This window comes from Vogesella mureinivorans (genome assembly GCF_007644035.1).
GTDB classification, from domain to species: domain Bacteria; phylum Pseudomonadota; class Gammaproteobacteria; order Burkholderiales; family Chromobacteriaceae; genus Vogesella; species Vogesella mureinivorans.
This window is the reverse complement of sequence record NZ_VMTV02000021.1, coordinates 75,545-87,315: the sequence shown is the minus strand read 5'-3', so window position 1 is coordinate 87,315 and position 11,771 is coordinate 75,545. Positions and strand designations below refer to the sequence as shown.

Below are 11,771 nucleotides of genomic sequence, written 5' to 3'. Positions count from 1 at the left end.
CTAAAGGCATCGTGCCTGCTGGCAAATATGTCGTCGCAGCCCGCCGTCGCCCAGCCGCCAGCCGTGGCCGTGCCGGATGACTGGCGCGACGCAGCACACGCAGCAGTAATTGGCCTGGGTGCCGTGCGGACTTCCATTGAACGGGGCGAGACGGACAAGGCACTTGCCCGTGTAAATGAAATCCGCGCCATGCTCGCCGCCGCGCCGCAAGGGGAAGCAAAATGAAAAAACTGTACTGCCCTGATTGCGGCGAATACCTGGAAGGTGGCGATGGTGAAATGCGCGACTGCCTTTGCGGGTGGTCGCAGCCGGAAGATAAGGAATCCGCAGAATATTCCGATCAAGAGCTTGAGGATATGGCGCAGCGGCACGGCATGAGCTGGGATGGCGACCGCTGGATTATCGAGGATGCCGACCTTCATCCGTTTATGCGTGCGCTGCTATCCGCCGCGCAGAAAGGCGGTGCGTGATGCCAGCCCACTGCGAACACTGCCACGACGGCAACGACGGAAGCATTTACCCCTACTACGGCGTCGGCCCGCATGTCTGCGGCTGGCGCATGGGCAAGCCGGTGGTTGGCCACTCCAAAGGCCTGCCTGCATCCGAATGGCCGGAGAACTTCCAGCCAGACCCGGAGCATGGAGACCAAGACGACGGCAAGCCGCCGCTGGGCGTATGGACGCACTGCATGCACTGCGGCGCAGGAAAAGAACCAACACCCCAAGGCCAGCCCAGCACTGGCCTTTCTCATGGAGCCGACCATGGCGAACACTAAACGACAGAAGAAGTACAACCCCCACCGGCATCGCCGCGAATTCGGCAGCATCAAGCTTGCCCTGGGCATGGCGCTGTTGACGCCTACCGATGACGTAGACCTGCTTGACCAGCCTCGCGAGGACTACGCGGCGCTTCTGGCCGGCAAGCTGTGTGTAAACGGTTTTGTCCGGCTGTCGGAGATCGCTGTCGCGGCGTATATGGCCGGCAAGCTGCTCATTGAACGCGGCGCATCGCTTGGCACGCAAGAGCTGGGCGGCACCTACCGCATGACGGGAAAGCTGGCCGTGCAGAGTCTGGAAGAAATCGGGATACACCAGGGCAAGACCGGGCGCTTTGTGGGAACGGCAGACCAGTACAGGAACATCAGCGACGCGCTGGATATGTTGGCCGCAGTGATACCGGTACTTACGCGGGGCGAACTGGTGACCGTGCTGCATGAAGCTGCGCAGGTAGTTGAAGAGGGTCTGGCCCAAGCCAGGCTGAAGAATGAGATGAAGCTGGCCGCCTGATGGTGGCCTTTTTCAATTGGAGGTATCTGAATGCAGACAGAACGAACCATGGACGTGCATGGCGCGGCAGCGTTTCTGCATGTCTGCCCCAGCACGGCCTACGAACTGGCGCGCAATGGTGATGTGCCAGCGACTAAGGTTGGCCGCAGCTGGGTGTTTTTGGAATCGGACCTTGTGAACTTTCTGCGAGCCAAACAGAATGAGCAGCGGCAAAAGGCACAGGTCGGCGAAGTAGTGAAAGGAGAGGTATGCCGATCTACCAAAGAGGAAAGACTTGGTGGTGCGATTTCGCAACGCCAGGCGGAAAGAGAGTTAGACAGTCTCTTGGCACGCGTGACAGGACGCAAGCACAGGAACTCTACGACAAGCTGAAGTCGGAGCGGTGGCGGGTTGATGAGTTGGGCGAGCAACCCGCCTACACCTGGGACGAGGCGTGCATTCGTTACCTGCGCGAGAAAGAAGGCAAGAAGAGTCTTTCAGACGACGTCACCAAGATCAAGTATTTCACCGGCTTCTTCCGTGGCCGTGAGCTGCGTTCGATCAAGCGTGATGAGGTGATGAACGCCGTATCCAAGCTGGCGCACCAGCGTGGCGTAACTGCCGGCCACAACCGGGAAACCGGCAAGCCGGTAAGCGATGCCACGCGAAACCGCTACATCGCGTTTGCGTCAACGCTGTTCAGGCTGGCCGCCAATGAGTGGGAGTGGATACCGAAGGCCCCAGTGTTCAAGAAGCGCAAGGAAGCATCGCGCCGGATACGGTGGCTGAAAAAGAGCGAGGCAGCCCGGCTACTTGCCGAACTCGCCCCGCACTTGAGGCCCATTGTGCAATTTGCGCTTGCCACTGGGTTTAGACACTCCAACATCATCGGGCTGGAATGGTCGCAGGTCAATCTGGTGAAGAAGATGGCATGGATTCATCCAGACCAGGCCAAGGCCGGTGAGGCAATCGGTATGCCTTTGAACGCCCCGGCTATGGAGGTGCTGATCAGTCAAGTGGGTAAGCACCCGCGATGGGTGTTCACCTACCGTGGCGAGAAGATCAAGCAGAAGGCGGCGACCGGTTTCAAGAACGCGCTCAAGCGGGCGGGCATCGAGAACTTCCGGTTCCACGATCTGCGGCACACATGGGCCAGTTGGCTGGTGCAGTCTGGCGTGCCATTGCATGTGATCCAAGAGCTGGGCGGATGGCACAGTTTCGAGATGGTGAAGCGGTATGCACACCTTGCGCCGGAACATCTGCGCGAGCATGTGGAAATGATCGACAGCCAAATCGACAGCGGTACAAATCTGTCACAGGTGTCACTGACTGGAACGGAACAGCAGGAAAGAAAAAAGGCCTTGCTTGGGGCAAGGCCTTGATTCTAAAAGGGGACTGGCGGAGAGGGAGGGATTCGAACCCTCGGTACGCTCGCACGTACGCCTGATTTCGAGTCAGGTACATTCGACCACTCTGCCACCTCTCCGACTCAGTAGGCTGCGGATTATAGGTAGCACCTTCGGGGCTGTCAACTGTTACCCATGCATTTTTCTGCCAAGCCTGCCGCCGCTGCCGTGGCTGCGGCATACTGCCTGTTCGATAGAGGCCGTACAGGCCCGTACATGCAAAGGGACAGCAGCAGTGAAACTCTCCAGACGGCTGGATGCCATCGCCCCGTTTCAGGTGATGGCCATCCTGGAAAAGGCCCGTGCCTTGCAGGCAGCGGGGCATGATGTGATTCACCTGGAAATCGGCGAGCCGGATTTTGCCACCCCGCAGGCAATCGTCGAGGCGGGGCGGGCGGCGCTGGCCGGTGGCCATACCTTCTATACCGCCGCGCAGGGGCTGCCGCAGCTGCGCGAGGCGATTGCCAGCCACTACGCCAGCCAGTTTGGTGTCACGGTGGCGCCGCAGCGCATTATCGTCACGCCCGGCGCGTCCGGCGCGCTGCAGATTGCGCTGTCGTTGCTGGTGGATGAGGGCGACGGGGTGCTGATGGCAGACCCGACTTACCCGTGCAACCGCCATTTTGTCAGCCTGCTGGGCGGGCAGCCACAGGCGGTGCCGGTGGGGGCAGAGACACGCTTTCAGCTGTTGGCCGCACAGGCTGATGCGCAGTGGCAGGCTAATACGGTGGCGGCGATGGTGGCCACGCCGGCCAACCCGACGGGCACCATGCTGAGGCCGGACGAGTTGGCCGCATTGGCCGGTGTGTGTCGTGCACGCGGCGGTGCGCTGATCGTGGACGAGATTTATCAGGGTTTGTGCTACGACACGGCGCCGTTTACGGCGCTGGGGCTGGCGGATGATGCTTTTGTGATCAACAGCTTTTCCAAGTATTTCCAGATGACCGGCTGGCGCCTGGGCTGGCTGGTGGTGCCGGACGCTTATGTGGAGCCGGCGCTGCGCCTGGCGCAAAACCTGTTTTTGTGTGCGCCATCGGCGGCACAGTACGCGGCGCTGGCGGCGTTTCAGCCGGCGGTGTTGGCCGAGCTGGAGGCGCGCCGCGCCGAGTTTGGCCGCCGCCGCGACTACCTGTTGCAGGCGCTGCCGCAGCTGGGCTGGCGCATTCCGGCGCAGCCGGACGGGGCATTTTATGTATATGCGGACGTGTCGGCAGTAACGGACGACAGCTTTGCCTACTGCCAGCGTGTGCTGGACGAGGTACAGGTGGCGATTACGCCGGGGGCGGATTTTGGCGCCCACGAGGCGGGGCGCTACGTGCGCGTGGCGTACACCACCGGGGTGGCGCGCCTGGCCGAGGCGGTGGCGCGCATGGCGCGGGTGCGCGGCTAGCTTGGCCGCATCGGCGCTGTGTTTGTGAGCGCGCCGGTGCTAGCCGGGCTGTGCCAGCCACACACCGGCGGCTACCGCGATAGCGGCATGGCACCAGGCGAGCAGGCGTTGTTGCCTGGCCAGCGCGGCGGGGGCGCGCCAGCTCAGTATGAACGGGCGCGTGTCGCTAGGGCGGCGCAGGTGGTGGCTGGGCGGGATGGCGGCCAGCTCGCGGTGCTGCTGGTTGATGGTGTGGTGCGCGGCCTGGCGCACAGCTTCCCATTCGTCCGGCTCCAGCTGGCCGTTGCCATTGCGGTCGAAGCGCTGCAGCAGGCTGGCGCGGTCGGCTTTCCACTCGTTGAGCAGTAGCTGCAGGTCATCACGCCAGGCTTGTTGGCCGGGCGGGCCGGCGTGGGTGGTGACACTACCCAGGGCGTAGAGCGGGTCGCCGTCTGCGATCCAGCTTTCCTGGTATTGGTATTGTTCGTCTTGCCATTGCCGCTGGTGCAGGGCATCGACGTGTGCGCCTTCCGGCTCGATCACTAGCAGGCCTTTATCCAGCTGCAGTAGCAGGGCGCTCTGGCTGGTGTGGCGCTGATTGCCGCCTGGCAGGCTGCCGTGGCGGTCGTCGCGGGGCTGGCGGCTGGCGTGGTACCACACGCAGCGCATCAGCCCGTAGGGGGTGAGCAGGGGCGGGCCGGCCAGCGCACGGGCCTGGCCGTAGAATTCGCCATAGCCTTGTACTGGTGCGGCGCTGCGGCTGGTGGGGGTGTCGGCTACAAAACGGTAGCGGCGGTATTGCCGCCACCACAGCAGCAGGGCCAGGCTGCCGGTGGCCAGGGGAGCGAGCCAAGGCTGGCTTAGCGGGGCGAGCTGTCCTAGCGGCACGGCCAGCAGGTAGAGCGCCAGGCTGTGCCAGCCGTGCAGCAGCTGGCTAGCGCTGGAAAAGCGCATTCACGTCTACGTCGCGCTTTTCGGCTTCGGCAAAGCGCAGTGGCCGCGCCGGGCGAAAGCTGAACAGGCTGGCGACGACCACATCGGGAAACTGCTCGATGCGCACGTTGTTCAGGTTCACGGCTTCGTTATAGAGTTCGCGCCGGTCGGCAATGCTGTCTTCCAGCTGGGTAATGCGCTGCGCCAGGTGGCTGAACTGGGCGTCGGCCTGGAGTGCCGGGTAGGCCTCGGCCACGGCAAAGATCTGGCTGGTCAGGCTGCGCAGCTGGCCTTCCAGCTCGCCAATGCGGCCAACGTTGGCCGTGCGTGCCGCCTCGGACAGCATGGCGCGTGCTTCCATGACCTGGGTCAGGGTGGCTTGCTCAAACTGGCTGTAGTGGCGGCACACGTCTACCAGCTTGGGGAGCTCCTCGTGGCGCTGTTTCAATAGCACATCGATATTGGCCCAGCATTTACTGACTTCGTGCTTCAGCCGTACCAGGCCGTTGTAGAGCATGACCCCGTAAAAAAGGACCACGAGGCAGGCAGCAATAAACAGGATAAACGGCATGGGCTAGACCTTTCTGTAAGCAGCAGCGGCGTATTGTAGCGCTGCTGGCGGGGGATGCGCAGCGCGTGGTTCTTATGGTGGTTTATCGATAACTAGCGGGCTGGTTTATGCTTTATGCAAAATCATCTTGCCCAGCGTACTGGGTAGCCCGGGAAAACAAGATGCAAACATTAAACATTATTGGTGCTGGCCGTCTGGGCCAGAGTATTGGCCGCCTGGCTGCGCAGGCAGGCTACCGCATTGGCAGTGTGTATTGCCGCAGCCAGGCGTCGGCACAGGCGGCGTGTGATTTTATCGGGCAAGGCGCACCGCTGGCCAGCCTGCACGACGTGCAGCCTGCGCTATTAACCCTGCTGGCGGTGCCGGACGGTCAGATTGCGCCGGTGGCAGCGATGCTGGCGGATAGCGGCCGGGTGGCTGCCGGGCAGGTGGTGTTTCACGCCAGCGGCGCGTGCGAGGCGGCTTTGCTGGCCCCGCTGGCGGCACGGGGGGCGTATTGCGCCAGCCTGCATCCGGCGTTTTCGTTTGCCGAGCCGGCGCGGGCTGTGGCCAGTTTTGCCGGGACGCGTTGTGCGCTGGAGGGGGACGAGCGTACTTTTGCCAGCCTGCAAGACCTGGCGCTGGCCATTGGCGGCCAGCCGTTTTTGCTGGCGCCTGGCGGCAAGCTGGCCTACCACGCGGCCTTGGCGGTGGCGTCAAACTACCTGGTGACACTGCATGCGCTGGCGCAGCAGTTGGCTAGCCGGGCGGGCATCGGCGCGCAGGATGCCCACGTGCTGCTGGGCGAGCTGATGCAGAAAACCCTGGCCAACAGCCTGGCGCTGGGGCCGGCCACCGCGCTGACCGGGCCTATTGCAAGAGGCGATGCCGACACGGTAAGGCGCCATCGTGCCGTGATGAGCCCGCCACAGGATGCGCTGTATTGCGCGTTAGGTACGGCGACGCTGGGCCTGGCAGCGGGGCGGCTGGACGAGGCGCAGCAGGCGGCGGTTGCCATCGCATTGCGCGAGGGCGGGTGTGGCGTTGGTCAGGGTGAGTGATGGTTTGTGGCCAGGCCGGGCTGGCGGTGTCGCCTAGCCGGTTTCCAGCCGCTGGCGGCCGTTTTGTTTGGCGCGGTACAGCGCGGCGTCGGCGCGGTGGTAGGCGCATTGCACACTGTCGCCTGGCAGTAGCTGGGTGAGCCCGCCCGAGCAGCTGTAGCTGAAATCGCACTGCTCGCCGATGGCCCGCGACTGATGCAGGCCGCTTAGCAGGTGTTGTAGCAGTTGGCCTGCTTGGGTCAGTGCAGTATCGGGCAGTACCAGCATGAACTCCTCCCCACCCAGACGCCCCACGCCATCGCTACGACGCAGCTGGCTTTGCAGGTAGCGGGCAAAATCCACCAGGACCAGGTCGCCGAAAGGGTGGCCGTGGCGATCGTTGATCTGTTTGAAAAAGTCGATATCCAGTATGGCCACGCAGTGTTGGCCGGGGCGTGCCAGCTGGGCTTCCATCAGTGCCAGGATGTGGCGGCGGTTGCTTAGCCCGGTAAGCTCGTCGGTGCTGGCCGCGCGCAGGGCTAGATCGCGTGCGGTACGCAGGCTGCGTTCGCCAACGGCCAGCTTGCTGATGTCTACGCCTGTGCACAGCATCCAGCCAGCCTCGTTGACTGTTTCGGTCATCAGTATCCAGCGGCCGTCGTGCAGGTCGGTTTCCAGCATGCGATAGCATTGTTTGCCGCGCCGGGATAGCGCTGAGCCCAGCCAGGTGTCGAAGTCGCTGGTCCGAATCACGGTGCCGGTTTGCTGCTGGTAGTTGTCGCGCATCAGCTGTACCCAGGTGGGCATGGCGCTGTCTGCCAGGTGGTAGGCCTGGCGGAAAGCCGGGTTGGCGTAGCGTAGCGTGTCGCTGGCGTCGAACAGGGCTACCAGTAGCTCGCTGCCCTGATACAGGGTTTGTAGTTGCTGGATGTGGTCGTTGTGCAGGGTATTGGGCATGGCAGGCTTCCGAGTGTCTGCTTTTATAGTAGTGCTTTAACAGTACACGGGAGCCTGCCTTGTCGGCCATTTAGCCTGCGTGAATCACAAAAATGGCCGGGCGTTTATGGAAGTCTGGCGCTTCGCGTGGCCAGTCTTTTACCTGCCGGCTCACAATGGTTTGTGTGGGGGTGGTGAGGTCGGCAGCCACGCACAGGCGGGTGCTTGCGGCCAACGTTTCGCGCAGCTGTTGCAACAGGGCGTTGTTGCGGTACGGCGTTTCGATAAACAGCTGGGTTTCGTTGTTTTGTTTTGAGCGCAGCTCCAGCGCCTTGATGGCTTTGGCGCGCTCGCCAGCGTCTACCGGCAGGTAGCCGTGAAAGGCAAAGCACTGGCCGTTGGCACCGCTAGCCATCATGGCCAGCAAAATGGACGATGGCCCGATCAGTGGCTCCACGCGGTAGCCCTTTTCGTGCGCCAGGGCGACCAGCTGCGCGCCGGGGTCGGCCACGGCCGGGCAGCCGGCTTCCGATACCAAGCCCACGTCTTGCCCTGCGGCCAACGGTGCCAGCAGCGCGGCCACGTCGGCCGGCTTGGTGTGCTCGTTCAGCGTGTGCATCACCAGCTCGCGTATCGGCGTGGTAACGCCCAGCTGTTTCAGGTGCTTGCGGGCGGTTTTTTCGGCTTCCACCACAAAATGGGTCAGGTGGGTCACGCGGGCGCGCTCGCCTTCCGGCAGCCAGGGGGTGTCGCCTTCACCCAGCGGGGTGGGGATAAGGTACAAAGTGCCAGCCATTACAGAATCTCCACGCCTTCGTTTTGCAACATGGTCACCAGCGCAAACAGCGGTACGCCAATCAGCGAGTTGGGGTCGTCGGCTTCTACCTTTTGCATCAGCGCGCCGCCCAGTGTTTCGCTTTTGGCGCTGCCGGCGCAGTGCAGGGCATCGGGCTCGCGGGTAAGGTAGTGGCGGATTTGCTGTTCGGTAAGGGTGCGCAGCGTCACCTTGGTGATGCCGACATCTTCTTGCAGTTGGCCGCTGCGGCTGTTGTACAGCGCCAGCGCAGAATGGAATACCACGGTGCGGCCGCTCATCCACTGCAGCATCTTTACGCCGTTTTCATAGCTGCCGGGCTTGCCGATCTGCTGGCCATCCAGCAGGGCAACCTGGTCGCCGCCGATAATCAGTGCATCCGGGTACTGCGCGGCCAACGACATGGCCTTGGTACGCGCCAGGCGCACGGCGGTCTCCAGGGCGCTTTCGCCGGGTAGCGGGGTTTCGTCGCAAATCGGTGCCGCAGTGATCAGCGGCAGGCCCAGGCGGGCAACAATGTCACGCCGGTAGGGCGAGGTAGAAGCAAGAACAATCTGCATGGTGTATCCGGTGGGCAAGCTGCTGCGGGCGTTTTGACAACGGCCACTGGCAGGGTATCGATAGGTTAAGTCCTGATTGTTTTGACAAAATGGCAGCGGCGATTATATCATCCAAGGTTTATGTCTAACCCGATTTTGATTGATCCGCTCGCGTTTGCCCGCGATGGTGCTTTGCTGGAAAGCGAAACACCGGTTGCAGCAATGAATGTCCGCGTGCACGAGGTGCTGGCTTCTACCGCTGGCGCAGCTCGTTTCACCGTTAGTGGTTTTAGTGACCGCTTGCGGCGTCCGTCGTTGCGTTATCGCGTTGTTGCCAATGTCGAGGTCAATTGTCAGCGTTGTCTGGCGGCCATGCCGCTGGAAGTGGTAAGCGAAGGGGTCATCACGCTGTTTGTCAGCGAGGCGAAACTGGAAGCAGCCGTTAACGTGGACGATGAACTGGACGCCATCCTGGCCGAAGAAACATTCGACGTGACTGCGCTGATCGAAGACGAAATCATTATGGGCTTGCCGTTATCGTCAAAACACGACGATTGCGGTACGGAGCATCTGGAGCGCGCCAAGGCTGACAAGCCTAACCCCTTTGCGGTACTGGCGACGCTTAAGAAATCCGGGTCCTGAACTTTTACTTGAATTTCTTAGGAGTCGACCATGGCTGTTCAACAGAACAAAAAGTCCCCGTCCAAACGTGGCATGCACCGCGCACACGATTTTCTGACCGCTCCGTCGCTCGCTAAAGAGCCGACTACCGGCGAAACCCACCTGCGTCACCACATCAGCCCTAACGGTTTCTACCGTGGCCGTCAGGTTGTGAAGGCTAAAGGCGAGTAATCCGCGCCTTGACCACTCTTACCTTCATAACTACAGGTAGGTTTACTACCGTTTCACGTTGATGACTATCACCGTAGCGGTTGATGCAATGGGCGGTGACGTTGGCCTCAAAGTCACCGTCCCGGCATCTATCCGATTCCTCCAAGAAACCCCCGACATTCATCTGATCCTGGTTGGCGACAGTGCGGCAATCGATGCCGAGCTGCATGGCCTGCAGGAATCTTTGCGTGCGCGTGTGCGTGTTCAACATGCTACCGAAGTGGTAGGCATGGACGAATCGCCGCAGCTGGCGCTGAAGAACAAGAAAGATTCGTCGATGAGGGTGGCGATTAACCTCGTCAAAGAAGGCCAGGCGCAAGCAGCCGTGTCTGCCGGTAATACCGGTGCACTGATGGCGACTGCCAAGTTTGTCCTGAAAACCATCCCCGGTATCGACCGCCCGGCCATTGCCAAAATGATGCCTGGTATCAAAGGCAGCACCTGTGTGCTGGACCTGGGTGCCAACGTTGAATGCTCGCCAGAACAGCTGGTGCAGTTCGGCATCATGGGCTCGGAGCTGGCCGCCAGCCTGACGCACAAGCCCAACCCCACGGTAGGCCTGCTGAACATCGGCTCGGAAGATATCAAGGGCACAGATTCCATCAAGCGCGCAGCCGAGCTGCTGCGCGAATCCGGTCTCAATTTCCACGGTAACGTTGAAGGCAACGACATCTTCAAATCAACAGTAGATGTGGTAGTCTGCGACGGCTTTACCGGCAACATTGCGCTCAAGGCATCCGAGGGGCTGGCGCACATGATTGCTACCTTCCTGCGCGAAGAGTTCGCCAGCACGTGGTGGACCAAGCTGTGCGCCCTGGCAGCCATGCCGGTGCTCAAGCGGTTCAAGGCGCGTGTTGACCCCCGCTATTACAACGGCGCCAGTTTTCTGGGCCTGCGGGGCATCGTGGTAAAAAGCCACGGCGGTACCGACGCGCTGGGATTCCGTATTGCATTGGAGCAGGCTTGCGAGGAAGTTCGCGCCAATGTAATTGGTCACATCGCAGACCGGGTCGCTTCCCAACTACAAAATCTCAAGCGTTCCGAGTCTGAAGCTTAAAGTTAGCTCATGACCTATTCACGCATTCTTGGTACCGGCAGCTACCTGCCGGAAACTGTTATGACGAATGCGATGCTGGCTGAGCGCATCGAAACCAGTGACGAGTGGATTGTCTCTCGCACTGGCATTCGTGCGCGCCACATCGCGGCAGAAGACCAGAAAACCAGTGACCTGGCCTACCTCGCGGCACAGCGTGCCCTGGAAAGTGCCGGCCTGCAGCCCGCCGATCTGGACTTGATCATCGTCGCTACCACTACGCCGGACATGGTGTTCCCCAGTACCGCCAGTATTTTGCAGGAAAAGCTGGGTATCCCTGGCGTACCGGCATTTGATGTGCAGGCGGTGTGTGCCGGTTTTGTCTACGCCCTGGCTACGGCCAACGGTTACATCAAAAGCGGCATGGCCAAAAACGTGCTGGTCGTAGGCGCCGAAGTCATGAGCCGCCTGCTGGACTGGGACGACCGCCGTACCTGCGTATTGTTTGGCGATGGTGCCGGCGCCGTGGTGGTGGGTCCGTCCGACGAGCCTGGCATCCTGCATGCCAAGTTGGCCGCAGACGGCCGCTATCGCGACATTCTCAAGACCGAAGCCCAGATCATTGGCGGTGAGGTGGAAGGCACGCCTTACCTGCATATGGATGGCCCGGCCGTGTTCAAGTTTGCCGTAAAGGCGCTGTCCGATATCGCCGAAAAAACCCTGGCAGAAGCCGGCGTGTCGCAAGATAGCGTGGACTGGCTGGTACCGCACCAGGCCAATATCCGCATTATCGAAGCCACGGCCAAGCACCTGCAGCTGTCCATGGAAAAAGTGATTGTTACCCTGCCGGAGCAGGGTAACACCTCGGCCGCGTCCATCCCGCTGGCGTTTGACCACGCTGTGCGTCAGGGCAAGATCCAGCGCGGCCAGACCGTGCTGATGGAAGGCATTGGCGGTGGTTTCGCCTGGGGCGCACTACTGCTGCGCTTCTGATC

17 protein-coding genes and 1 tRNA gene are annotated in these 11,771 nt (G+C 61.6%); 12 read left to right on the top strand and 6 right to left on the bottom strand.

The genetic code is table 11. The features are described from left to right. From FLQ44_RS00930 to FLQ44_RS00905, 6 genes are all read left to right on the top strand, one after another. On the top strand, nucleotides 1-225 hold a 225-nt coding region (locus FLQ44_RS00930; protein ID WP_206208594.1), incomplete at its 5' end, for a hypothetical protein. Next, the gene (locus tag FLQ44_RS00925; protein WP_147692652.1) at nucleotides 222-470 is read left to right on the top strand and encodes a hypothetical protein; all 249 of its coding nucleotides are present in this window, start codon (nucleotides 222-224) and stop codon (nucleotides 468-470) included. The genes FLQ44_RS00930 and FLQ44_RS00925, both read left to right, overlap by 4 nt. Next, a complete protein-coding gene (locus tag FLQ44_RS00920; protein ID WP_147692651.1) occupies nucleotides 470-775 on the top strand; it encodes a hypothetical protein in 306 nt (101 codons plus the stop codon). Before FLQ44_RS00925 ends, FLQ44_RS00920 begins: the two co-directional genes overlap by 1 nt. Further along, the gene (locus FLQ44_RS00915; RefSeq protein WP_147692650.1) at nucleotides 762-1,286 is read left to right on the top strand and encodes a hypothetical protein; all 525 of its coding nucleotides are present in this window, start codon (nucleotides 762-764) and stop codon (nucleotides 1,284-1,286) included. Before FLQ44_RS00920 ends, FLQ44_RS00915 begins: the two co-directional genes overlap by 14 nt. Nucleotides 1,287-1,316: 30 nt before the next feature. Next, entirely contained in the window at nucleotides 1,317-1,658 is a 342-nt protein-coding gene (locus FLQ44_RS24750) for a helix-turn-helix domain-containing protein (protein ID WP_147692649.1), read from the top strand. After that, on the top strand, nucleotides 1,541-2,647 hold the full coding sequence (locus FLQ44_RS00905; protein WP_369126588.1) for a tyrosine-type recombinase/integrase: 1,107 nt from the start codon (nucleotides 1,541-1,543) through the stop codon (nucleotides 2,645-2,647). Before FLQ44_RS24750 ends, FLQ44_RS00905 begins: the two co-directional genes overlap by 118 nt. 14 nt (nucleotides 2,648-2,661) lie before the next feature. Here the strand turns inward: FLQ44_RS00905 and FLQ44_RS00900 are convergent. Beyond that, nucleotides 2,662-2,751 (bottom strand) — tRNA-Ser (locus tag FLQ44_RS00900). Nucleotides 2,752-2,906: 155 nt separating this feature from the next. On the opposite strand from FLQ44_RS00900, the gene FLQ44_RS00895 reads away from it, so the two are divergent. Next, on the top strand, nucleotides 2,907-4,061 hold the full coding sequence (locus FLQ44_RS00895) for a pyridoxal phosphate-dependent aminotransferase (protein WP_147692647.1): 1,155 nt from the start codon (nucleotides 2,907-2,909) through the stop codon (nucleotides 4,059-4,061). Nucleotides 4,062-4,100: 39 nt separating this feature from the next. Here the strand turns inward: FLQ44_RS00895 and FLQ44_RS00890 are convergent, their stop codons facing one another. After that, entirely contained in the window at nucleotides 4,101-4,994 is an 894-nt protein-coding gene (locus tag FLQ44_RS00890) for a hypothetical protein (RefSeq protein WP_147692646.1), read from the bottom strand. Then, complete coding sequence (locus FLQ44_RS00885; protein ID WP_147692645.1) at nucleotides 4,975-5,544, bottom strand: LemA family protein; 570 nt, start codon at nucleotides 5,542-5,544, stop codon at nucleotides 4,975-4,977. Before FLQ44_RS00885 ends, FLQ44_RS00890 begins: the two co-directional genes overlap by 20 nt. A 161-nt stretch (nucleotides 5,545-5,705) precedes the next feature. Between FLQ44_RS00885 and FLQ44_RS00880 the strand changes: the two genes are divergently transcribed. Next, complete coding sequence (locus FLQ44_RS00880; protein ID WP_147692644.1) at nucleotides 5,706-6,584, top strand: Rossmann-like and DUF2520 domain-containing protein; 879 nt, start codon at nucleotides 5,706-5,708, stop codon at nucleotides 6,582-6,584. Nucleotides 6,585-6,617: 33 nt separating this feature from the next. Here FLQ44_RS00880 and FLQ44_RS00875 read toward each other — a convergent pair whose 3' ends face one another. The 3 genes from FLQ44_RS00875 to FLQ44_RS00865 form a co-directional block, all read right to left on the bottom strand. Next, entirely contained in the window at nucleotides 6,618-7,520 is a 903-nt protein-coding gene (locus FLQ44_RS00875) for a GGDEF domain-containing protein (protein WP_147692643.1), read from the bottom strand. A 70-nt stretch (nucleotides 7,521-7,590) separates the two neighbouring features. Further along, nucleotides 7,591-8,295 carry an SAM-dependent methyltransferase gene (locus FLQ44_RS00870; protein WP_147692642.1) on the bottom strand — a complete coding sequence of 235 codons (705 nt, stop codon included), beginning with the start codon at nucleotides 8,293-8,295 and terminating at the stop codon, nucleotides 7,591-7,593. Beyond that, nucleotides 8,295-8,873 carry a Maf family protein gene (locus tag FLQ44_RS00865; RefSeq protein WP_147692641.1) on the bottom strand — a complete coding sequence of 193 codons (579 nt, stop codon included), beginning with the start codon at nucleotides 8,871-8,873 and terminating at the stop codon, nucleotides 8,295-8,297. The genes FLQ44_RS00870 and FLQ44_RS00865 overlap by 1 nt, the downstream gene beginning before the upstream one ends. Nucleotides 8,874-8,993: 120 nt before the next feature. Between FLQ44_RS00865 and FLQ44_RS00860 the strand changes: the two genes are divergently transcribed. The 4 genes from FLQ44_RS00860 (at nucleotide 8,994) to FLQ44_RS00845 (ending at nucleotide 11,769) form a co-directional block, all read left to right on the top strand. Further along, nucleotides 8,994-9,494 (top strand): YceD family protein, encoded by a 501-nt coding sequence (locus FLQ44_RS00860; protein WP_147692640.1) that lies wholly within the window; start codon nucleotides 8,994-8,996, stop codon nucleotides 9,492-9,494. Between the two features lie 30 nt (nucleotides 9,495-9,524). Next, a complete protein-coding gene (gene rpmF / locus FLQ44_RS00855) occupies nucleotides 9,525-9,704 on the top strand; it encodes a 50S ribosomal protein L32 (protein WP_017509929.1) in 180 nt (59 codons plus the stop codon). A gap of 61 nt (nucleotides 9,705-9,765) precedes the next feature. Then, complete coding sequence (plsX, locus tag FLQ44_RS00850; RefSeq protein WP_147689183.1) at nucleotides 9,766-10,800, top strand: phosphate acyltransferase PlsX; 1,035 nt, start codon at nucleotides 9,766-9,768, stop codon at nucleotides 10,798-10,800. A 9-nt stretch (nucleotides 10,801-10,809) separates the two neighbouring features. Beyond that, the gene (locus FLQ44_RS00845; RefSeq protein WP_147692639.1) at nucleotides 10,810-11,769 is read left to right on the top strand and encodes a beta-ketoacyl-ACP synthase III; all 960 of its coding nucleotides are present in this window, start codon (nucleotides 10,810-10,812) and stop codon (nucleotides 11,767-11,769) included. Nucleotides 11,770-11,771: the final 2 nt, after the last annotated feature.